The sequence below is a fragment of the Synechococcus sp. ATX 2A4 genome (assembly GCF_024346375.1).
GTDB lineage: Bacteria > Cyanobacteriota > Cyanobacteriia > PCC-6307 > Cyanobiaceae > MW101C3.
Map to the genome: position 1 here is coordinate 1 of NZ_JAGQCV010000012.1, position 19,682 is coordinate 19,682.

The 19,682-nt window shown below is 65.6% G+C and carries 24 protein-coding genes; 8 read left to right on the forward strand and 16 right to left on the reverse strand.

What is annotated here, in order from left to right:
- The first annotated feature begins 498 nt into the window (after positions 1–498).
- The 4 genes from KBY97_RS11565 (at position 499) to KBY97_RS11580 (ending at position 2,244) form a co-directional block, all read left to right on the forward strand.
- A complete protein-coding gene (locus tag KBY97_RS11565) occupies positions 499–1,017 on the forward strand; it encodes a YihY/virulence factor BrkB family protein (RefSeq protein WP_255147147.1) in 519 nt (172 codons plus the stop codon).
- On the forward strand, positions 987–1,502 hold the full coding sequence (locus tag KBY97_RS11570; protein WP_255147149.1) for a YhjD/YihY/BrkB family envelope integrity protein: 516 nt from the start codon (positions 987–989) through the stop codon (positions 1,500–1,502). The genes KBY97_RS11565 and KBY97_RS11570 overlap by 31 nt, the downstream gene beginning before the upstream one ends.
- A gap of 62 nt (positions 1,503–1,564) precedes the next feature.
- On the forward strand, positions 1,565–1,759 hold the full coding sequence (locus KBY97_RS11575; protein WP_255147150.1) for a glypican: 195 nt from the start codon (positions 1,565–1,567) through the stop codon (positions 1,757–1,759).
- Positions 1,759–2,244, forward strand: a complete 486-nt coding sequence (locus KBY97_RS11580) for a zinc ribbon domain-containing protein (protein ID WP_255147151.1) — start codon at positions 1,759–1,761, stop codon at positions 2,242–2,244. The genes KBY97_RS11575 and KBY97_RS11580 overlap by 1 nt, the downstream gene beginning before the upstream one ends.
- 176 nt (positions 2,245–2,420) lie before the next feature.
- On the opposite strand, the gene KBY97_RS11585 is transcribed toward KBY97_RS11580, so the two are convergent.
- The 5 genes from KBY97_RS11585 to KBY97_RS11605 all read right to left on the reverse strand — a co-directional run bounded on the left by KBY97_RS11585 (position 2,421) and on the right by KBY97_RS11605 (position 4,810).
- Positions 2,421–2,801: a DUF2834 domain-containing protein gene (locus KBY97_RS11585; protein ID WP_255147279.1), complete on the reverse strand. Its 381-nt coding sequence runs from the start codon at positions 2,799–2,801 to the stop codon at positions 2,421–2,423.
- A gap of 38 nt (positions 2,802–2,839) precedes the next feature.
- The gene (gene xseB, locus KBY97_RS11590; protein ID WP_255147152.1) at positions 2,840–3,151 is read right to left on the reverse strand and encodes an exodeoxyribonuclease VII small subunit; all 312 of its coding nucleotides are present in this window, start codon (positions 3,149–3,151) and stop codon (positions 2,840–2,842) included.
- Complete coding sequence (gene xseA, locus KBY97_RS11595) at positions 3,148–4,347, reverse strand: exodeoxyribonuclease VII large subunit (protein ID WP_255147153.1); 1,200 nt, start codon at positions 4,345–4,347, stop codon at positions 3,148–3,150. Before xseA ends, xseB begins: the two co-directional genes overlap by 4 nt.
- Positions 4,337–4,513 carry a hypothetical protein gene (locus KBY97_RS11600; RefSeq protein WP_255147154.1) on the reverse strand — a complete coding sequence of 59 codons (177 nt, stop codon included), beginning with the start codon at positions 4,511–4,513 and terminating at the stop codon, positions 4,337–4,339. Before KBY97_RS11600 ends, xseA begins: the two co-directional genes overlap by 11 nt.
- Before the next feature lie 150 nt (positions 4,514–4,663).
- Entirely contained in the window at positions 4,664–4,810 is a 147-nt protein-coding gene (locus tag KBY97_RS11605; protein WP_255147155.1) for a chlorophyll a/b-binding protein, read from the reverse strand.
- A 169-nt stretch (positions 4,811–4,979) separates the two neighbouring features.
- Here KBY97_RS11605 and KBY97_RS11610 point away from each other — a divergent pair, with 169 nt between their 5' ends.
- Positions 4,980–5,861 carry an HAD family hydrolase gene (locus tag KBY97_RS11610; protein WP_255147156.1) on the forward strand — a complete coding sequence of 294 codons (882 nt, stop codon included), beginning with the start codon at positions 4,980–4,982 and terminating at the stop codon, positions 5,859–5,861.
- Positions 5,862–5,926: 65 nt separating this feature from the next.
- Here KBY97_RS11610 and hrpB read toward each other — a convergent pair whose 3' ends face one another.
- The 3 genes from hrpB to KBY97_RS11625 all read right to left on the reverse strand — a co-directional run bounded on the left by hrpB (position 5,927) and on the right by KBY97_RS11625 (position 9,639).
- Entirely contained in the window at positions 5,927–8,467 is a 2,541-nt protein-coding gene (gene hrpB / locus KBY97_RS11615; protein ID WP_255147157.1) for an ATP-dependent helicase HrpB, read from the reverse strand.
- A 323-nt stretch (positions 8,468–8,790) separates the two neighbouring features.
- Positions 8,791–9,174: a hypothetical protein gene (locus KBY97_RS11620; protein ID WP_094512782.1), complete on the reverse strand. Its 384-nt coding sequence runs from the start codon at positions 9,172–9,174 to the stop codon at positions 8,791–8,793.
- 162 nt (positions 9,175–9,336) lie between these two features.
- Positions 9,337–9,639, reverse strand: coding sequence for a DUF2973 domain-containing protein (locus tag KBY97_RS11625; protein WP_255147158.1), 303 nt, complete (start codon positions 9,637–9,639; stop codon positions 9,337–9,339).
- A 321-nt stretch (positions 9,640–9,960) separates the two neighbouring features.
- Between KBY97_RS11625 and KBY97_RS11630 the strand changes: the two genes are divergently transcribed.
- Entirely contained in the window at positions 9,961–11,100 is a 1,140-nt protein-coding gene (locus KBY97_RS11630) for a trypsin-like peptidase domain-containing protein (protein ID WP_399217753.1), read from the forward strand.
- Positions 11,101–11,265: 165 nt separating this feature from the next.
- Here KBY97_RS11630 and KBY97_RS11635 read toward each other — a convergent pair whose 3' ends face one another.
- From KBY97_RS11635 to KBY97_RS11645, 3 genes are all read right to left on the reverse strand, one after another.
- A complete protein-coding gene (locus tag KBY97_RS11635; RefSeq protein ID WP_255147161.1) occupies positions 11,266–11,538 on the reverse strand; it encodes a hypothetical protein in 273 nt (90 codons plus the stop codon).
- A gap of 129 nt (positions 11,539–11,667) precedes the next feature.
- Positions 11,668–11,868, reverse strand: a complete 201-nt coding sequence (locus tag KBY97_RS11640; protein WP_255147293.1) for a hypothetical protein — start codon at positions 11,866–11,868, stop codon at positions 11,668–11,670.
- A gap of 180 nt (positions 11,869–12,048) precedes the next feature.
- Entirely contained in the window at positions 12,049–13,776 is a 1,728-nt protein-coding gene (locus KBY97_RS11645; RefSeq protein WP_255147163.1) for an ABC-F family ATP-binding cassette domain-containing protein, read from the reverse strand.
- Between the two features lie 115 nt (positions 13,777–13,891).
- Between KBY97_RS11645 and KBY97_RS11650 the strand changes: the two genes are divergently transcribed.
- Entirely contained in the window at positions 13,892–14,110 is a 219-nt protein-coding gene (locus KBY97_RS11650; protein WP_255147165.1) for a hypothetical protein, read from the forward strand.
- A 43-nt stretch (positions 14,111–14,153) separates the two neighbouring features.
- Here KBY97_RS11650 and KBY97_RS11655 read toward each other — a convergent pair whose 3' ends face one another.
- The 3 genes from KBY97_RS11655 to KBY97_RS11665 form a co-directional block, all read right to left on the reverse strand.
- A complete protein-coding gene (locus tag KBY97_RS11655) occupies positions 14,154–14,399 on the reverse strand; it encodes a hypothetical protein (RefSeq protein WP_255147167.1) in 246 nt (81 codons plus the stop codon).
- Between the two features lie 33 nt (positions 14,400–14,432).
- Positions 14,433–16,496, reverse strand: a complete 2,064-nt coding sequence (locus KBY97_RS11660) for a glycosyltransferase (RefSeq protein ID WP_255147168.1) — start codon at positions 16,494–16,496, stop codon at positions 14,433–14,435.
- A gap of 385 nt (positions 16,497–16,881) precedes the next feature.
- Complete coding sequence (locus tag KBY97_RS11665) at positions 16,882–17,256, reverse strand: hypothetical protein (RefSeq protein WP_255147169.1); 375 nt, start codon at positions 17,254–17,256, stop codon at positions 16,882–16,884.
- A 116-nt stretch (positions 17,257–17,372) separates the two neighbouring features.
- Here KBY97_RS11665 and KBY97_RS11670 point away from each other — a divergent pair, with 116 nt between their 5' ends.
- Entirely contained in the window at positions 17,373–17,714 is a 342-nt protein-coding gene (locus tag KBY97_RS11670) for a ribbon-helix-helix domain-containing protein (protein ID WP_255147170.1), read from the forward strand.
- A gap of 73 nt (positions 17,715–17,787) precedes the next feature.
- Here KBY97_RS11670 and KBY97_RS11675 read toward each other — a convergent pair whose 3' ends face one another.
- Together KBY97_RS11675 and KBY97_RS11680 are read right to left on the reverse strand one after the other, a co-directional pair.
- Positions 17,788–18,963: an anhydro-N-acetylmuramic acid kinase gene (locus KBY97_RS11675; RefSeq protein WP_255147173.1), complete on the reverse strand. Its 1,176-nt coding sequence runs from the start codon at positions 18,961–18,963 to the stop codon at positions 17,788–17,790.
- 4 nt (positions 18,964–18,967) lie between these two features.
- On the reverse strand, positions 18,968–19,672 hold the full coding sequence (locus KBY97_RS11680; RefSeq protein WP_255147175.1) for a TrkA family potassium uptake protein: 705 nt from the start codon (positions 19,670–19,672) through the stop codon (positions 18,968–18,970).
- Positions 19,673–19,682: the final 10 nt, after the last annotated feature.

Below are 19,682 nucleotides of genomic sequence, written 5' to 3' on the forward strand. Positions count from 1 at the left end.
GGTAGCTTCCTGCAAAAATAGCTCAATGCCAGGATAAAACTCTTTGTTCACACTTTGCATTGTTTAGATCGTGCTTTGTCGTCTGATGATGGCACCATGGATCAAGACATGCACTTGAAGGCCACCCAAGAGGGTGGCTTTTTTGTTGGCTTGATCGCTCGTCAATTCGTCAATTCGTCAAATCGTGAATTCCTGAATTCGATAGTTGATTGATTCGTTGTTTAATGAGTTCGTTGGCTGGTTGGTTGGCTCGCCGAACTTGCGCGATGTCAATTTGGGGTGTGTATGGATACCGGAAGGGCTGAAGATGTGAATCACTTTGTCATCATGATTCCGAGCATGGTTTTGCTCTGATGCTGTACGTTGACAGCGCCGCCGGCAGTCATTGCTCGTGACATGGTGAGCTGGGGAATCAGGCCTCTAGGGTTTGTAGAGCGTGAGCATCGCCTGGCCCACGTACCGGTTTGACTTGCCCATGCCAAGGCTTGTGCACGGCTGATGGCTGCTTACAGTACCCAGGCTGACCGTGTTGATGCTGTGAACATCAGGCTTCCGCAGGGAGCTAAGAGACTTGTCCTGACTGGGTGGAGGGCCTATCGCCTTTGGGATCGGTGTGACTGTATTGATCTCAGTGCAGCCTTCGCCTACCACACACTTCAATCGATCTTTCCGGTGCTGTTGATCGTGCTCTCAACGGCAAGTGGCATTCTCGGCAGGGAGGATGGTCTCACTGAGCAAATCATCAGCTGGTCCGCGCAGTTTTTCCCTGAAGCCTCGCTGCCGTTCATTCGCACCACCCTTCTCAGGCTGCAGACAGCCAGGGGAAGTGCCGGATGGTTTGGTGTGGGGATGCTGTTGCTCACATCCAGCAACGCCTACCTCACCCTGCAGCGCGGAGCCGACAGATTGTGGGGGATCCAGGGAGCACTCCCCTCGTTGCCTCTCCGTCTCGGATCGATTCTCTGCGTGCTGTGCGGCGCTTTGTGTTGCAGCGTCTCAAGGCGTTTGGGCTTGTAGGTTCAGTGGGTGTGCTGCTGGTGATTGATCAGCTCACCACAAACATAAGGTCTATGGGAACGCAGACATGGCGCACACTGTTCGATACTCACTTCTCTTGGCTGATCCAGGTCTTCCTGCCTGATCCCACTGTCCTGAATGTTTTGGGGTCGCTCCTGACATCTGTGTTGGTGGCCTTCCTGCTGTTGCGTGTGCTGCCATCCGGCACCATTCCATGGCGTCCTCTGCTGCCGGCTGCGTTGCTGATTGGCGTGGTGCAGTTGCTCTTGAACCTCGCGGTGGGCCGAAGCCTCGTTTCCCTCGGCACTCGCTTTCAGGCTTATGGCGTGATCAGTGGTGTGCTGGTGTTAACCCTGTGGGTCTGGCTGCAGGGTTTGATCTTCTATTACGGCATCGCTTGGAGCGTGGTGCTGGGACGGCGGGGGCGTGGGGGCGATCCACACCTCGGGCTGGTGGACCAGCCCGCTTCGCTCAAGCGAGGATGATGGTCATTGGAGGTAACCGTGTGGCCCGAGCAGGTCTCTCATTGCGACCACTCCCAGCCAGCGTGTTGTTGCTCGCTGCTGGCGTGGGTTCCATTATTCTCATCGTTCTTCTCAGCCTCGCAGTGGTGCCCGTGCTGTTGGGGGCTGGCCTTCTTTTTGGCTTCCTGGTGGGCACAGCACTGTTTGGCTGGGCCGGCATTGAAGGGCTTGCTGCCCTAGAGCGGTGGATCGAAAGCGACCCCCGCTTTCAGCGCTGATGGAGCGCCGCATTCCCTGGGTCTGGATCGTGTTGGGCGCGCTGCTGCTGCTCGCTCCAGGGCCTGTAGGACGGCTGATCCTCGATCTGTTGGGGGGGCTCACCCTCGTGATTGTGCTGTTGCCTTTCCTGTTGGCCGGCGGGGGATGGGTGGCTTGGCGGATTCTCAGCAGCCGGGTGCGCACCTGTTCCACCTGTGGACTCACCACCATGGCTCTGGAGCAGTGCCCGGCCTGCGGATCCCGCCTTGACCTTGATGGACCATCGGCGCGCACCTCCGATCGCGAATCGCAGGCTCCAGTGGACGACGGGCTGCGGCGGTCACCGTTTTCTGGCCCGCTGTTCAACCGCTCCCTCTTCATCCAGATCGACAGCGCAGCTGGGATGGACGCAGGGAATCGCCACGCCGGGCGAGATCCCGCGCCAAGCGATGTGACCATCGACGTTGCTGCAAAGCCGATCAATGACTCCACACCGCCGGATTGATCCGGTATGGAAAGCAATGGCGGTGTGGAGTCATTTGTGCCACAGAGCAGACGGTTCGGATTGCTTGGTGTCACGGAGCAGAGGAACACCCCCGTGCGAATGCTCCTCGGTTGTGCAGGGCCGTCACCGGTATCCCTACTCAACGACCGTGACATCGCTGACACCGGTGTCTTCCCTCATTCCGTTGCGTTGACTGCACTGACGCGCTCCAGCTCCTGCAACCGCCTCTCGCGCAGAAACAGGAACAAGGGAGCGCCGCAGGCGAAGGCGAGCGTCACACAGCACAGCAGGCAGATTCCCAGGCCCTTCACCTGCAACCGGCGCGCTTCCGCCACCATCCAGATGGTCACGGCTGAGGCGCCGATGAACAGATCACGTGACAGTGACTGCGCCGCCGGGTTGGCATTGGCCTGTTGGAGGAACAGGCCCAGATCGAAGGCGTTGTCACTGAGCTGGATGAACTCCAGATTGGCCAGCCAGGGCAGGACAGCTCCCATCACTGCCAATGCCAGGTACAGCCACTGGAGACGATGCGCGCCGGTGGGTGTCCCTGTGATCGCCACGGAAGTGGGCAGATCTGAAGCCGATGGTGTCGTCAAGGCAGCGTCTCCGTGAACGGGGTAGTAGTGGCCTGGTCGAGCTCGGTGACCTCAAGCTGCAAGACCTCTTGCTCCACCTGCTGCAGCACGGCTTCGCAGCGTTCGCCATAGGCAAGCGCCCGCTGATAGAGCTCAGCCATCTTTTCCACTTCGAGATCCTCCGACTGCAGCTGGGCCAGGGACAGCTCCAGCGCTGTGAGTGCCTGGCTGTACGTGAGTTCGGCGACCTCCGCCGCCCAGGAGGGCGGCAGGCCGGCTTTGGGGCCAGTGGCGACTTTGGCCAGCGGCTTGCTCTTGCGTGTGGTCATGGCGGGGACAGGACGGCAAAAGGATCGACCACGGCTTCTCCGGTGGGGTTGGTATTGGTGACCTGGACGCCCGCCAGGCCATCGGCCCACTGCAGCTGCAGATGTTGACCAGTGTTCACCTGCGCCAGCGAGCGCACCAGCTGACCCTCCTCACCACGGGCCAGGCAGAAGCCCCGGCGGAGCAGGCGTTGCGGTGAGAGGGCTTCGCGCAGGTGACCCAGTTGGTGGAGCCGCTGGCGGCGCTGTTGCAGGATCCGGGCGGGATGGCTACTGCCGCGCTGGGCCGCCAGGGCGAGCAGGGTCTGGCGTTGGCTCTGCAGCCGCCAGCGCAGTTCGCCCCCTAGCTGCGATCGGAGCGAGCGCAGACGCTGTTGGGCGCTGGTGCGATCTGGCAGCAGGGCCACCAGCGCGGCCGTGGGGGTGGCGGCCCGGTAGTCCGCCACCAGGTCGGCGATGGTGGTGTCATTTTCATGGCCGAGCCCGGTGACGACGGGCAAGGGGCACGCCGCCAGGGCCTGGGCAAGCTCTTCGCCATCGAAGACAGAGAGATCTTCACGGCTCCCCCCGCCACGGGCCAGCACCAGCGCCTCAATGCCGAGTGCACCAGCGTGCCGGCCCACCGCGGCGATGGCGCGGCAGATCTCCTCCTCCACGCCTCCCTGTACAGGGATCGGCAGGATCACGATCCGGGTGGCCGGCCAGCGTTCCCTCGCGGTGCGGAGCATGTCGGCGAGCGCTGCACTAGGCACGCTGGTGAGCAAGGCAATCGCCTCGGGGAGAGCGGGGAGGGGGCGTTTGCGGGCGGAATCGAAGATCCCCGATGGTTCGAGCAGATCGCGAACCCGCTCAAAACGGCGCAGCACACTGCTGAGACTTGGCCTGACGTCAAGAACCTGAACGCAAAGGGTGGCCCGGGCCGCCCAGAAATTCAGCTTCCCCACCACTGTGACGCCATCCCCATCGCCGGGGCGAAAGCTGAGCCGCGGCAACTGGGAGGCCCACACCACGCCGGAAATAGAGGCCTCTTCGTCCATCAACGTGAGCCAGAGGTGACCCTTCTTGAGCTGGGGCCGAGAAACGGTCGCTTCCAGCAGGAAGCGCGGCGCAAACCCCCGCTCGATCAAAGTGCCGATCGCGCTGTTGAGTTCGGCCACACTGAAGCGGGCGAGAACACCGGTGGCGGAATCAGCGTTCAAGACGGCCGTAGCAGAAACCCCAGTAGACACTCAAGGCGGCGGCCGCCAGGAAAATGGTTCGGCCGCTGGGGTGATCGAAACGCATCAATCCCGCAGCGCACACCACCAGTGCGGTACTTAACAGGCGAGATCCATCGCGTCGGTTCTTGACGTAGAAGGGAGCCATGCGAGCGATCTCGGCACCGAAGGCTCAGTCTTGCCGATCGGGCGACAGCATGGGGATCGGTGGACTGTCCGCCCGTGAAACGTCAAAGCAACAAACCCCACTGCTCCCGTAGGAGCAATGGGGGCCAAAGGGAACAAGCAGGCAGGGAACTCAGCCGAGGCCAATCTGGGAGAGAATTCCCTGGCCTGTGAGCACTTCGGTGGCCAGGCCGATCACGAAGCCCAGCATGGCCAAGCGGCCATTCCAGGTTTCCGCGAAGTTGACGAAGCCGAAGCGTGGGGAGGTGGAGTCAGCCATGACGGATGCTCAATGACAGGTCAAACTGTAACGAAAGTTGGCGTTGACTTGACAGTCGCCGGGTTGCACTTCCGGTTCGGATGCCCGCCCTACGGGGTGCTTGGACGACGGGCCACCAAGCAGGGACCCGCTAAGTAGGGACCCGCCAAACAGGGGGACCCTCCAACAAGTGATCCCCAGCCAGCGCTCTAAAAGCCACCACACCATCGACTGCCTCGCCATCGACCATCCCGCCAATGAACGACGCGCCAGCGATCCAGGCGCGACAGAGCATCCGGCCACTGCTCAGCTGGTGGCTCGACTGCCGCCAGACCCGGAGCTGGTGCTCGTCACCGATCTCGATGGCACGCTGCTGGAGGGGAGTGTGGTTGCCAAGGGCGCGTTCTATGCCTGGTTGGAGCAGCGCCGCGACCGGGTGCTGCATGTGTTCAGCACCGGCAGGGATCTGGCCTCCGTGGGCCGCTTGCTGCTGCAGGAGGCCGCCCAGCGCCCCCCCAGTCCCCATCTGGTGATCAGTGATGTGGGTGCCACCGTGGCCTGTGGCACCAGCTTGGCGCTTCTGCCGGGTCTGGTGGAGCCGATCGAGCGTCGCTGGCAGGGCTGCGCTGAACGGCTGGCACCACTGCTGCGCAACCAGCCCGGGCTCAGCCCCCAGCCGGTGAGTGCCCACCGCCGCCTCGCCTACGACGTGGACCTGGGCAAGCTCGACCCGGGGCTGCCGGCCCGGCTGAGCGCCCAGGGGGTGGATTGCCTCATCTCTGCCGACCGCTATCTGGATTTGCTGCCAGCGGGCGTCAACAAGGGCTCGACACTGATGGCACTGCTGCAGTGGCTGGAGCTGGATCCGAACACGGTGATCACCGCCGGAGACAGCCTCAACGATCTGGCCATGTTCGAGACCGGCCTCAAGGGCGTGATGGTGGGCAACGCCGAACCGGCCCTGCGCCAGGCGCTGCCCCGTCTGCAGCGCACCTATGCGGCGCGCGCCCCTGGCTGTGAGGGCATCGTGGAAGGGCTCAGGCATTTCGGCTTTGCCCACCTGTTCGACTGACGCTTGAGGTCACCCCTTCGCAGCGATCAAGACGTTGTGGTCATTGCGCCGTGATCACAGTTCAGTTATTTGGGTGAAGCGGGCTTGCCACGGCTCGTGGGCAGGGACTGGCGGGGATCCTCCGGCCACGGATGACGCGGGTAGCGGCCTCGGAGCTCGGCGCGCACCTGCCGGTAGCTGCTGCTCCAGAAGCCATCAAGGTCCTGGGTGATCTGGACCGGGCGGCCGGCGGGAGAGAGCAGGTGCAGGGTCACCGCCAGGCGCCCCTCCAGCAACGCCGGCGCGCGGGTGCAGCCGAACATCTCCTGCAGCCGCACGGCCAGCACGGGGGGGGTGTGGCTGTAGTCGATCGCCAGCAGACGCCCCGACGGCACCAGCACCTTGGCAGGCAGGAGCCGGTCCAGGTCCCGGCGCCAGTCCCAGGAGATCCCCGACCAGAGCGCTTCCTGCAGATCGAGCGCTTGCAGATCCTGAAGGGAACGCCGGCCGGCAAGCTGATCGCCCAGCCAGGCGCCGAAATCGCTGCCAAGGGCCGCTTCGCTGCGGTCTGGCCAGGGCGGCCCCAGTTCGCGATGGGCCAGGCAGAGGCGCTGCTGCAACTGCCGGCTGCCGGCGCTCCATGGCAGGGCGTCCAGGCCGTGCTCCCGCAGGCCCGCCATCAGGGCGTCCTGCACCTGGTCGAGCGGGGCGTCCTGCCAGGTCCGCCGGCTCAGTACCAGGGCCCCCAGCCGGCGTTCCTGCACGGCTACCACCCGTTGCTCCTGGCCGTCCCAGCGCACCGCTGCCACGCTGCTGCCCTCCTGCTGGGTCAGCCGCTCGAGGCTGGCCCGTGCCATGGGCAGGGCCAGCAGAATCCGGGCCTCGCTGCCACCGGTGTCTGCCCGGGCGATGGCCAGGGCCTCGGCGCCCGCCAGCGGATCACCGCAATGGAGCCGGGCGCCGCGACCGTTGCGCATCAGAAAGCGGCCCCCGGCTTCCGGGCGGGCCAGCGCCACCTGCTCGGGGTAGGCCAAGCCGATCAGCTCGGCCGCCTGCTGCGCCTCGGATCCACCCGCACCGACCCCGCCGCCGCTGGCCACCAGTGCTAAGGTCGCGGCTCGCCCGCCCGCCTGCAGCTGCGCCAGCTGCTGCAGCAAGGGCTGACGGCGCAGGTCGGCGCTGTCCTGTCGTAGCCAATCGAGCCGCAGCAGCAGATCTGAGCCGGCCTCCGGCAGCCCGAGTGGATCGCGGGCCTCCAGCAGCACCGCCAGCTCGCAGGCCAATGGCAGCTGGTTCCGCCCCCTGGCCTGCAGGAGCATGTGGGCGAGCCTGGGATGCAGGCCGAGCTGGGCCATGGCGCGGCCATGGGCCGTGATGTGGCCTTGGACGTCCGTGGCCCCGAGCTGGCCCAGCAGGTCGATTGCCGCCAGCAACGGCAGCTTTGGTGGTGGATCCAGCCAGGGCAACGACGCACCGGCTCCGGCGCCCCACTGCGCCAGTTGCAGGGCCACTGGCAGGGGATCCCGCTCCAGCAGCTCGGGCAGGTCGAACAGTGGACGCCGCTGTTGTTCCGCCGGTGACCAGAGCCGAAGGCAGCGGCCTGGGCCCAGGCGTCCGGCCCTTCCCCGGCGCTGCGTGGCGGAGGCCTGGCTGGCCGGCACCGTGACCAGCCCATCCATGCCGGTGCTGGAATCGAAGCGGCTACGACGGCTGAGGCCGCTGTCGATCACCAGGCGCACCCCCGCGATCGTGAGCGAGCTTTCGGCGATGGCACTGGCGAGCACCACCTTGCCCGCCCCGTTGCCTGCCTCCCGCATCGCCGCTGACTGTGCCCCCAGGGGCAAGCCGCCGTGCAGGAGGGCGAGTTCCAGCTCGGCCCCCCAGCCGGTGGCCTGGATCGCGCGCTGGCAGTGGAGGATTTCCCTCTGTCCGGGCAAAAACACCAGCACGGTTTCGCCGCCGCTGCGGCCTTCCAGCCAATGCTGCTCAAGCCCGCGCACCACCTGCTGGGCCAGGGTTTCCTGCGGCCTTGGGGGCTGGTAGGCCAGATCCACCGGGAAGCTTTGCCCTTCACTGCGGATCACAGCGGCTTCCGGCAGTTGCCGGGCCAGTGGGGTGAGATCCAGCGTCGCCGACATCACCAGCAGCCGCAGCTCCGGCGCCAGCAGCGGCCGGGATTCCCGCAGCAGCGCCAGGGCGAGATCCGTGTCCGCCCGGCGCTCGTGAAACTCATCGAAGATCACGCACGACACGCCCGTCAGCGCGGGATCGCCCTGCAGCCGCCGCAGGAACAGCCCATCGGTGAGCACCTCAAGCCGGGTGGCCTTCGAACAGCGCTGCTCCAATCGCACCCGGTAACCCACCGTTTCGCCCACCGCTTCCTTGAGGCTGGCGGCGAGCCGCTGGGCGGCGGCCTTGGCCGCCAGACGCCGGGGCTCCAGCATCAGAACTGTGTGACGCTCGCCAGCGGGGCGCTGCTCCTGCAGGCGGTGCAGCAGCGCCAGCGGCACGCGTGTTGTTTTCCCCGCCCCAGGCGGTGCATGCAGCAGCAGGGTGGATCCGACGGCTTCAAGCCGCTCAAGGATCTCCGGCAAGACTGCATCGATCGGCAGAGGCTCCTCGGCCAAGCCGCCGGCTGCGGAGGGGACAGGTCCGAGCCGATGCATGGCGAGGGGCAGCGGGAGGCTGCTGCGGATCAGCCGAGCAGCTTGAGGATCAGAGCCAGCAGGGCGGTGCTGAGCAGCCCGAGGGATGCCAGCAGTCTCACCAGGGGGCCGATCGACAGGGCCAGCGAGGACATAAAGAAAAACGGAAGAAACCGATGCGTCCGTTCTAGCGCCCCTCTGGACCACAGGTGGTGGTCTTAGCCACGTTTCTTTGCCTGTTGATTCAATCGATGGCGCCGCCGCTTCATCCCCCAGCAGCCGCGCGCGTCACCGCTGGCCGCGCTTCAGCGCACGTGACGGGCCCCATCCACCGGGTGGTAGGCCTCGCCAGTGGTTTCTTCGTAGACAACCGCAGGCAGGCCGGTTTCGAACATCGTTTGCAGGGCTTCCTTCAGGTAAGGATTCCAGCCCCCTGTGGTGACCTTGCCGTGGCGCACGGTCCAGTCCCAGGTGCCCTGCAGATCGCGGGGAATCCTGCCCTCCCGATCGCGGCGGGCCACCAGATCCTGGGATTCCACCAGGCCCACCAGGATCGGGTCTTTGCCGTAGGAGGGCGTGAGGCTCAGTTCCAGGCGAATCGGATCCTCCTTGGTGAGCTGGAGGCGAAACCGGGGCGGAAGTTTAAGGCTGCGCAGAACGGCCGCCACGATTCGAGTTCTTTGATCCAACTGTCGGCCTCCGCCGTGATTCGGTTCTACGTTCTGGTTGTACCAGCCCATGGGACCGGAGCAGGCTGATCCGGTGGGCTTGTGGTCAAGCCAAGGCCTGTAACAAGGCCCAGACCACGGGCCTGAAGAGGCAGTGCTGCAGCTCGATAGGCCCTAGGCCGCCTAGGGCGATTCAGGGGGAAGAACCGTTTCCTCCGCGTCGTCACTGAAGCGCACCGTCAGCAGATCCTCCTGGGTGAGGCTGCCGTCGGCGTCGAGCAGCTCCGGGTGAATGGTGAGACGGCCCGTGCGATCGGTGTTCACCGACGGCGCGGAGGCCGGGGCGAAGGGCGTGGGAAAAGGGAGATCGTTGGGGCGGGAAACCGCCGTGAACCCCTTGGCCATCACCCGAAACGCCTGCCACAACAGACCAAGCAGGCAGGCGGCGTAGAGCAGCGGGAAGAGGCGGGCGAGGAAGGGGTCCATCGGGGACGGGCAAGCTGCCGTGGCCGTTGAAGGCCATGGCCCATCATCGCCTGCTTGAAGACCCGGGAGCGATGCTCCAAGCCCAGAGGGTGCTGCAGGCAGCGCCGAAAGAAAGAACAACCAGCAAAATTGTGCTCGTGTCCATGTTCGTTCATAAAAGTTCGTTAACTCTAGGAGTGCTTTGGGGCCTGTGTCGAAATCCCCCCTCACCCGCGCTGTGCCGCACTTCGTCACACCTTTGCTGCCGCAGCCATTCCTGAACTCCTGGCAGCACCGTTACGGTCGGAATCACGCCCCGCTGTTGTCCTGATCGCCATGACCATGAGACGTTTGCCGCTCCGCCAGCTTCCTTATCTCCTCCCTCTTGCGGTTCTGCTGGCCTCCCCGGTGCTCACCCGACCAGCTCCCGCGCCGGCCCAGGCTCAGCCAGGTAGTGCGCCGGGGCTCTCCAGACAGTCGTTTGTGACGGCCGCCGTCCGCAGCGCCGGGCCGGCTGTTGTGACGATTGACACCGAGCGCACGGTGGTGAGCGGCGGCGGTACAGGATTGCCGCGCGGCTTGATGGCGGATCCGTTTTTCCGCCAGTTCTTTAACGTGCCGCAGGCACAGCAGCCGTCCCAACGGACCGAGCGGGGCCAGGGCAGCGGGGTGATCTTTCAGTCCGATGGCCTGCTGCTGACCAACGCCCACGTGGTGGAGAACAGCGATCGGGTGTATGTGGGCCTCAAAGATGGGCGCCGGGTGGAGGGGAAAGTGGTGGGGCTTGACAGGCTTACCGATCTCGCCCTCGTGCGGTTGCTGAGCCCAGGGCCATGGCCGGTGGCCAGGCTCGGGAATTCCGATGCGCTTCAAGTGGGCGACTGGGCGATTGCGGTGGGCAATCCCTTCGGCCTCGACAACACCGTGACCATGGGGATCATCAGCAACCTCAACCGCAACGTCAGCAAGCTGGGCATCACCGACAAGCGACTGGATCTGATTCAGACAGACGCAGCCATCAACCCCGGCAATTCCGGAGGGCCCTTGCTCAATGCCGATGGTGAAGTGGTGGGGATCAACACCTTGGTGCGCTCCGGCCCCGGCGCTGGCCTCGGTTTTGCGATTCCGATCAACCGGGCCCGCAGCATCGCCAATCAGTTGCTGGCCACCGGCCGGGTCGAACATCCGATGATTGGCGTCGGCCTCGATAACGTGCCCGGCACCAATCCAGGCACGGCCCCACGTGGCGCCCTGGTGCGCTCGGTGCTGCCGGGCAGCCCTGCGGCGGCAGCGGGTCTGCGGCCGGGCGATGTGATTGTGGCGGTGGAGGGGCGCCCGCTTCCCGGGCCCTCCCAGATGATCGCCGCCGTGGAAAACAATGGTGTGGGCCGGCCGATGGCGGTGCGCATCCAGCGCGACGGCGCCGACATCAATGTTCAGATCACGCCGACGGCGATGGTGGGTCAGGGCCAGCGCCGTTGAACAGGAGGCGCAGCTGACTCCAGTGGCGGGATCGCCCGTCCCGTGGCAAGCCCCATAAAGAAGCCCTCGGGCTTTCACTGCCAAGGGCTTTGGAGTTGGTGTGTCGGTTGTGCAGCGGGTTGCTCACCGCTGAACAACCGGAGGGGGGCAGGGCAACAGCCAGATTCAGAGCACATCCGGGCCGGCGACGGAAAACTCCTGCTTGACCGGGAGCTTGCCGGCCTCAGTGCCCCCTGCAGAGCCACCGAGGCGACTCGGCGGACTGCCGAGTTGCTGGCGCATCATCCACTCGGTGGCGGCCCGCTGGGTTTGCCAGGCCTGAAGCAACTGTTTGGCCAGACCGCGCAGGGATTGGGCGTCTCCGGTGGAATCGATGACGCGGGTCATGCGCTCCAACTCGAATTTCTGGCCAAGGGTGAGGGCGAGCGGTTCGGACATTCCTGGCATCGCGACGGATCAATGAGCCGCCCCAATGCTACGAAGTGTTTCGAGGTCACGCGTATCGATCGCCACAGAGTTAGGGGGATCTTGTCAGGATCCGCCCATGTCGGGTCTCACCCGCTGGGCTCAGTGATGCATCCGCAGCTGCTCAACGCACTGGGTGATGCAGGCTCCGTCATCCAGTGAGCACGTGGTGATGCATTCGAAGTAAGACTCCACGGAGTCGCCGGCGGCATCTCGCCCGAGGGCGGCATCCATGATGGTCATGCCGGTGTCAAGGGCATCGGGACCAAAGGAAGGTTGGGAAGACAGGCGGGGATCAATCATTGGTCCTGCGGCAGGGGATACGGTCAGGATATGCAGATCAATGGCAGGGGTCCAGAAAAATGAGTTTTCTCGCCTAAGCCTTCATGAAGTTTTTTGTGGTACCCCCTGCAGCATCCAGGCCCTGAGGCTTTTCTGCTGGTTCTGAGCCTGCAAATGCCCCGCGTGGCGGTCGTGACCTGCTCAGTTCTGGCGGGTCTTGCGGGAAGCCGCTTTGGCCTGTTGCTTGTCCTTGTTGGCGGCTGCTTTGGCGCGGCGGACCTGTTCCTCCAGCACCAGTTGCTCCGCTTCGGCTTCTTCGCGTTTTTTCTCCAGGTAGTAGGCGTAATCGCCCCGATAGAGCACCAGTTCACCGTCGCGCAGCTCCACGATGCGGTTGGCCACCTGGGCAATGAAGTAGCGATCGTGGGAAACGATCAGGGCTGCCCCGTCGTATTGCTGCAGCGCCTGTTCCAGCATCTGCTTGGCGGGGATGTCGAGGTGGTTGGTGGGCTCGTCAAGGATCAGCAGGTTGCAGGGGGTGAGCAGCATCAACGCCAGTGCCAGCCGCGCCTTCTCGCCGCCGCTGAGCTGCCCCACCTGTTTGAACACCGCGTCATTGCTGAAGCAGAAACTGCCCAGCAGGGAACGCACCTGGGTCTGGGTCCAGTCGGGCACAGCCTCGAACAGGGTGTCGATCACGGTTTTCTCCAGGTTCAGCGCTTCGGCCTGGTTCTGCTCGAAGTAGCCCGGCACCACGTTGTGATCGCCCAGGCGAGCGGTGCCCTCGTCGACGGGCTCGAGGCCCATCACCAGGCGCAGCAAGGTGGACTTGCCGGCTCCATTGGGCCCGACAAAGGCAATCCGGTCGCCCCGTTCCACCTCCAGCCCCGCACCGAGGAACAGGATCCGCTCGCCGTAGCTGTGGCTCATCTCTTCGATCAGCGCCACCTGTCGGCCTGAGCGGGGCGCCGGCGGGAACTGGAAGCTGGGCCCGGACACCCCCTCCAGCGGCGCTTCAATCCTCTCCACCTTCTCCAGCAGCTTTTCGCGGCTCTTGGCCTGGGTGCTGCGGGTGGCGCTGGCGCGGAAACGGTCGATGTAGGCCTGCTGGCCCGCCAGTTCCTTCTGCTGGCGCTCGAAGGCGGCCTGGGTGGCTTCCCGTTCCAGCAGCTTCTGCTCAAGATGCTGGCTGTAGTTGCCCAGGTAGGTGCGGGAAATGCCGCGCTCGGTTTCGACGATCTGGTTGCAGATCCTGTCGAGGAAGGTGCGGTCGTGGCTGACCACCACGATCGGCACGGGCTGGGCCACCAGGTAGCCCTCCAGCCACTGGATCGTTTCCACATCCAGGTGGTTGGTGGGTTCGTCGAGCAGCAGCAGATCGGGATCCTGCAGCAGGATCTTGCCCAGCGCGATCCGCATCTGCCAACCGCCGGAATAGTCGCCCACCGGCAGGTCGGCGGATTCGGGGGTGAAGCCGATCGTGGGCAGGAGCTTGTCGATGCGGGCGTCGAGCTCGTAGCCGTGCAGGGCTTCGAAACGGCTGTGCAGCCGCCCGAGTTCGTGGATCAGATCATCGAGATGGTCGGGGTCGGCGCTGGCCTGCTCGCCCGCCATTTCATGCTCAACCCGGTGCTGGCGGATCAGCACTTCGGCGGCCTCCCCGAACGCCTGGAAGAGCTCCTCCCGCACGGTGCGGCCGGGATCCACATCGAATTCCTGCTTGAGGTACGCGATGCGGGGATTTCCCTGGCGCACCACCTGGCCGCTGGTGGGCTCCTCAATCCCGGCGATCAGCCGCAGCTGGGTGGATTTGCCGGCACCGTTGACCCCCACCAGACCGATCCGGTCGCCGGGCTTCACTTCCCAGGTGACGTCGCGCAGCACTTCGCCGGTGGGGTAAAGCTTTGAGACGCGTTCCAGACGGAGCACAGCAGGGGAGGTATGGGTGTTGATCCCCATCATCACGCCTGCGCCCGCCTCGAACCGTATCGGCAGAGTGGGGGCTGGAGCAGGGCCCCGCGATGATGGCCCACCGGCTGGAGCCATGGTGAAACGACTGGAGCAAGTGGCGGCGTTGGTGGTGGCCGCCGGGTTGGCACTGGTGAGCTACTGGCTGTTCTTCAGCTGGTCGCAGGGTGGCCGCTCCGATCGTCTTGCTCCGCGCAGCCTCACGCCCACCCCGGAGGGAACGGCAGCGGAGCTGACGCGCCCGCAACCGCAAGCCCCGCGTTTGGAGCCGCCAGCGGCCACAACGGAACCCTGAGCGGGCGGAACTGCCGTTTTGATCAGGGCTCCGAATGCGTAGATCAGAGTCCGCCGCGGGCCTTGACCAGCCATTGCCGCGTGCCTTCATCAAGGCCGGCCAGATGCTCCTTGACCTGCTCGGCGCTGACCGGCAGATTCCATTGCTCGCCCAGCTCCACGATCCGCTGCAGGGTGCCCTTCGGATCTTGCAGGGCTTGCCGGAACAGCAACTGGGTCAGGTCGTGGTCTTGCTGGATCCGGGCGTACAGCTCGGCAACGGGTGATGGTGCGGCGCTGGAATCTGTCATGGAAACGGATGGAAGCCGTTGACTGGTTCGACGTTATGGGTGGCTCGCGAGTGGGGCGAGCGATTGTGTGCTGTTGATGGACTTCGGCACCAGGCTGCGGCGGAAGGGGCGAGCCTCCCGTGGGGCCCGCAGCAGCTGGGAGAACAGCACGATCAGGGCCTTCCATTCCGGCGGCGCCTGACGCTGGGGCCAGCTGCCCGGGGTGCAGTACAGGAACCGAATGAGCGCATTGTGGCTGTCCCAGCCGAGCGTCTCCCACGTCAATGCCACACGCCGTCCCCGGTGGGCCAGGCAGCTGGCGTGCAGCGCGTCGGGCAGGCCCGGAAGTTGCAGGGTGGCCTGGCTGAACGGCGAGAGGTCGGCGGTGAGGTGGCCTTCCACACCCCGCTCGCTGATGGCGTCGATCTGGAGGGTGCAGGTGATCCCCTCCGCCCGCAGCTGGGCGGGCAGGCTGAGCGCCAGCCAGGGGGTGGGATCCAGGCAAGGGGGATCAATGCAGCTGCGCAATGCCACCAGCAGGGCGAAGGTATTGAGGCCGCCCCAGAACAGCCCCACCCAGTGGGTGGTGGGAGCGAGCGGACCTGCCTGCAGGTGCAGGAGCACGGCGCCCAGATTGATGAGGTTGACCACCAGCAGCACGAACAGGGGCAGTAGCAACGACAAGGCGCCTCCGCCGTGCTCGCGGAGGCGGTGCTTGGGGGTGATCGTGAAGCCGCCGCCCGGCAACACCAGGCTGCGCAGCACGGTGATCGCCAGTGGCACCGCCAGCAGCCAGCTCATCAGCTCCGGCAGCAGGGCATGCCGGGAGCCCCTGGTGAGCCAGCCCACCAAGGCCAGCTGGCTGCAAAGCACAGGCAGGGCGTAGACGAGGAACTCCTCAAGCGTCATGCGGATCGGCAGGATGCCGAGCAGGCCCACGCAGAGCGGCATCAGCAGCAGGATCAGTCGGGGCAGGTTGTTGAACCAGTGCAACAGCCCCTCGCTGTAGGAGAAGCGCTGCTGCGCCGTGAGCCCCCGCAGCCGCAGAGGATTGGCGTGCAGGCGCAAGGTCTGCAAGGTGCCGGTGCACCAGCGCAAGCGCTGCTGGACGAAATCCGCCATCGTTTCGGCGGCCAGACCGGCGCTGAGCTTTTCTGGCAGATAGACGAGGCGATGGCCGCGCGCGCTGAGCTCCAGGCCGGCCACGAAATCCTCCGAGAGTGCAGCAGGGTTGAAACCACCGACGGCCGCCAGGGCCGCGCGCCGCACCACAAACGAGGTTCCGGCACAGACGACGGCGCCGTTGCCATCTCGCACCGGCTGGATCCAGCGATAGAAACTCTCTTCATCGGGCAGCAGCCAGCGCTCCATCGCCAGGTTGCGCATCATCGGGTCGGCGTTGATGAAGGTCTGGGGGGTCTGCACCAGCGCCACATCCGCATCCAGAAAGAAGCCGAGCGTCCGCTCGAGAAAGTGGGTCTGCGGGATGAAGTCGGCGTCGAACACCACCACCAGCTCTGCGTGGCTGTGGCTGAGCCCGAAATTGAGGTTGCCCGCTTTGGCGCCGTGGCGATCCAGGCGGCTGAGGTAGGTGCAGCCAAGCTGATTGGAGAGCTCTTCCACCTCAGCGCGGCCGCTGTCATCAAGCACGAACACCCGCTTGTGGGGGTAGCGCATCGCCGTGACGCCGACCAGACAGCGCCGCAGCACCGCCAATGGCTCGCCGCAGGTGGGGATCAGCACATCCACCGGGGGCTGCCAGGTGCCTTCGCGGAAACAGGCTTCGAGCCGGTCGGCCTGCCGCTCCCGTGGCGGAATCGGCCGCCAGCTCAGCAGGATCTGGATCATGCCGGTGCCCAGCAGGAAGGCCTCGCAGCCCAGCAACACCAGGGAGAGGGTGAGAGCCAGCGCCGACGACGTGTTGAGGCTGAAGCCCACCCGCCACACCAGATAACGCAGCACCAGAACCAGCAGTAGGGCCGCCGCCAGCCGGCGCGCCGCTAAAGGGCGCAGCACTTCAGGCCGGTGCGTGAGCCAGCGGGCCGCGGCCAGCACCAGGAGCACCGGCAGCAGGGCAGTGGCCAGAGAGGCCGATGGAATCAGTGGGAAGGCGTTCACGACGTGTTCGGCGTTCCCTCAATACCACCCAAATACCTTGTCGGATGTCTTTAAGCGCCGTGGCAGCGGCTTGGCGAGGCTGTGACAGGGTGCGTCTGCGAACTGCGCGTGGCCTGAGAACTGAGTTGGCTTCGGCGACGCCCAGGCTTCGGTGGAGATATTTTCCGATGGGCTCGCCTGCGCATGGTGCTGTCCTCTGAACAAGCTGCCTGCCGATGAAGCTGCCTTGCGGGGCGGGTTGAGGCCAGGGTCGAGGTGGCCGAGCTGACCGAGCTGACAATGCCTGCAGTTGTGGCAGTTAGAGAGAGACAGTCTTCTGATTGTCTCGATTTACGCTCAGACTGCTTGCAGAGCGGCGCGAAGGCGCAGGGCTCGGCGGTTCGCTTCAGGCCGCGCACGGCGAGTCGAGATCCTCCTGTTCGGAGGCGGAGGCGTCCTCCATGGTGCGGGCATCGAGGCAGAGCACCTTGCGCAGCTGGGCGTAGTTGGAGGCCTGGGACTTGTGCCCCTCCTGGGCTGCGGCGAACTCGGCGCGCTGCAGGACGTGGTGCAGATGGGTGAGTAGATAGGTGCTGATCACAGCGGACACAAGCACGTCACTTTTCTCGGCGCCGCCGCCCATGCCTCCAGCCTGGGCCGAGGGCTTGCGGGCGGCGCGCCTGGAGGGTTTCGAAGCTGCCGCCGGGCTGGCCTTGGTGTCGCTGGGAGTGGCGGGCCCATCAGTGGCCCTGGTCCCGTCCCTGGTTACAGATTTGGTCATGGCTTTGGTCATGGCGTTGGGAGTGGCGCATGCGCAGAGCTCCTCAAGCATACGGCTGGATACTATCCCTGCGCACCTCTGTACACTCGTGTGTGCAGGAAGCGCACCGTGGGTCCGTGGCCACCCGTCAGACCTCCGCCAGCGGCCGCCCTAAATCACCTCGCATTCAGGTGGTCCTGCCTGAAGAACTCTGTGAGCGACTGGCCGCAGTGGCTGAGGCGGAGTCACGCACGGTCAGCAATATGGCCAAGGTGCTGATCCAGCAGGGCCTGGATCGGTTGGACCGGGAGCTGCCGCCAGAACTGACGCGCGACCTGCCGCGCGAAGGCGATTCCCGCAGCCAGCGCCAGCTGCGCACCGATCAATTCCGCCAGGCCCTTGAGCGGCAGCAACGCAATGGCCCCGGCCGTCTGCGAGGGGCGCCGCGGCGGCTGCGGTTCTACCGGCCGGCGGGCTGAACGGCTCCTGGGACGCAGGCAGGAAGTCTTCCTGGCCGACCTGACTTTGCCGGGGGGTGGCAGTTGCTTGAATTCAACTGGTGGGGCTAGCGAGCACGCCCAGCACCGCGCTGCGGGAGGCCCCGGTGACGGCAGGCAGGGAACCGGGATGGCGGTGGTGGTGCCACCAGGCCAGCAGCGCGAAGCCCAGCGCCTCGCGCTGCGACGGCTCCACCCCCAGCTCCGAGAGGGGCCGCACCATCACGCCACGGCAGCGCTGGCGCAGTTCTCGCACCAGGGTGGGGTTGTGGGCGCCGCCGCCGGCCAGCACCAGCTCAAACGGCCGGGTTCCCCGTTCCAGATCCTGAGCGACAACCGCTGCACTGAAGGCGGTGAGGGTGGCGAGCGCATCGGCCTGCTGCTCCGCAAGCTCGGCGCCACTGCTGCCGGCAGCGGTAGCAGCGCCGGCAGCAGTGGCGAGATCCTGCAGGCGGCGGCGCAGATCCTCCTGGCCGAACAGCTCGCGGCCGGTGGATTTCGGCGGCGGCACGCGGAAGTAGTCGTCCTGCAGCCAGCGGGCGATCAGGGCCTCCTGCACCTGACCGCGGGCGGCCCAGGCACCATCGCGGTCGTAGCTGAGGCGTCCTTGGCTGAACTGCGCAACCGCCAGGTCGATCAAGGTGTTGGCCGGCCCGCAGTCCCAGCCCGTCACCGGGGCCTGCCGCTCCGGGCCGCTGGCCGGTGGCAGCAGGGTGAGATTGGCGATGCCGCCGAGGTTGAGCACTGCCCGCCAGCCGCCGATGCGCGGCAGCAGCGCGGCATCGGCAGCGGGTACCAGTGGCGCGCCATGCCCGCCGAGTGCCAGATCGTGGGCGCGCAGATCAAACACCACCGGCGTGTTCAGCAGTTGGGCCAGCAACGGGCCTTGCAGCAGTTGCCAGCTGGCGCCGCGACCTTCGGGCGTGGGCGGGCGGTGCCAGATGGTCTGGCCGTGGCAGCCCACCAGCTTCGCGTCGCCGGCGGGGTCGCAGCTGCGGGCGGCGCGCGCCTGCTCAACGGTGACCTCCTCCGCCAGATCCAGCAGCGCGGCGGCGGTGTGCGGCTCCCCCTGACCCACCGCCACCAACCGAGCGCGCAGCGGCTCGGGGTAGGGGGTGGAGGTGCTGCGCAGCACACTCCAGCGGGGGTGGTCGCGTGGACCTTCGAAGCGAGCGAGTACGGCATCGATGCCATCGGCACTCGTGCCGCTCATCAGGCCCAGCACCTTCATCGGCTCAGTGGGAGGGGAGGGCCTCGAGCGCCTCGCTGCTACCCATCACCACCAGCAGCTCATCTTCGTTGAGCACGTGGGAGGCCGGCGGATTCACGGTGAGGCGGTTCTGGGGACCGGCCGCCAGCACACTGACGTTGTGGTTCTTGCGCATGTTTAGATCGCGCAGGGAGCGACCCACGAACACCTTCGGCACCTTGATTTCCTCGATGCTGTTGCGGTCGTCGAGCCGCAGCCGCTCCAACAGGTTGGGCCGCACCAGCTCCATGCCCAAACGCGCGCCCTGCATCTTGGACGGGAACACCACCCGATCGGCGCCGACCCTCCGGAGCATTTTTTCATGCAGATCGCTGGTGGCCCGGGCAATCACCTGACGCACCCTGCTGCCGGGTGCATCTTTGACGATCAAGGTGGCGGTGATGCTGGCCTCGATTGGCTCACTGATCGCCACTACTACTGTGCCCACATCCAGTGCGCCGGCGGCGCGCAGCGCTTCCTCATCGGTGCAATCCACCACCCGTGCCTCAATGGCCGGATCCTCCTGGCGCAGTTCATCGATCGCCCGTTGGCAGTTGTCGATGGCCAGCACCTCCGCATCGAAGCGCAGCAACTCCTTGCAGACGGCACTGCCGAAGCGGCCCACGCCGATCACGGCGTAACTCCTCGACACCGTGTCGCTGCCGCCCTGCCATTGCCACCACTGGGTCATGAGCGGTGCA

Coding starts and splice junctions, on each gene's coding strand:
- KBY97_RS11565 (WP_255147147.1), top strand. CDS start 499: ATGGCTGCTTACAGTACCCAGGCTGACCGTGTTGATGCTGTGAACATC.
- KBY97_RS11580 (WP_255147151.1), top strand. CDS start 1,759: ATGGAGCGCCGCATTCCCTGGGTCTGGATCGTGTTGGGCGCGCTGCTG.
- xseB (WP_255147152.1), bottom strand. CDS start 3,151: ATGACCACACGCAAGAGCAAGCCGCTGGCCAAAGTCGCCACTGGCCCC.
- KBY97_RS11600 (WP_255147154.1), bottom strand. CDS start 4,513: ATGGCTCCCTTCTACGTCAAGAACCGACGCGATGGATCTCGCCTGTTA.
- KBY97_RS11605 (WP_255147155.1), bottom strand. CDS start 4,810: ATGGCTGACTCCACCTCCCCACGCTTCGGCTTCGTCAACTTCGCGGAA.
- KBY97_RS11625 (WP_255147158.1), bottom strand. CDS start 9,639: ATGGACCCCTTCCTCGCCCGCCTCTTCCCGCTGCTCTACGCCGCCTGC.
- KBY97_RS11630 (WP_399217753.1), top strand. CDS start 9,961: ATGAGACGTTTGCCGCTCCGCCAGCTTCCTTATCTCCTCCCTCTTGCG.
- KBY97_RS11635 (WP_255147161.1), bottom strand. CDS start 11,538: ATGTCCGAACCGCTCGCCCTCACCCTTGGCCAGAAATTCGAGTTGGAG.
- KBY97_RS11640 (WP_255147293.1), bottom strand. CDS start 11,868: ATGATTGATCCCCGCCTGTCTTCCCAACCTTCCTTTGGTCCCGATGCC.
- KBY97_RS11650 (WP_255147165.1), top strand. CDS start 13,892: ATGGTGAAACGACTGGAGCAAGTGGCGGCGTTGGTGGTGGCCGCCGGG.
- KBY97_RS11655 (WP_255147167.1), bottom strand. CDS start 14,399: ATGACAGATTCCAGCGCCGCACCATCACCCGTTGCCGAGCTGTACGCC.
- KBY97_RS11665 (WP_255147169.1), bottom strand. CDS start 17,256: ATGACCAAATCTGTAACCAGGGACGGGACCAGGGCCACTGATGGGCCC.
- KBY97_RS11675 (WP_255147173.1), bottom strand. CDS start 18,963: ATGAAGGTGCTGGGCCTGATGAGCGGCACGAGTGCCGATGGCATCGAT.
- KBY97_RS11680 (WP_255147175.1), bottom strand. CDS start 19,672: ATGACCCAGTGGTGGCAATGGCAGGGCGGCAGCGACACGGTGTCGAGG.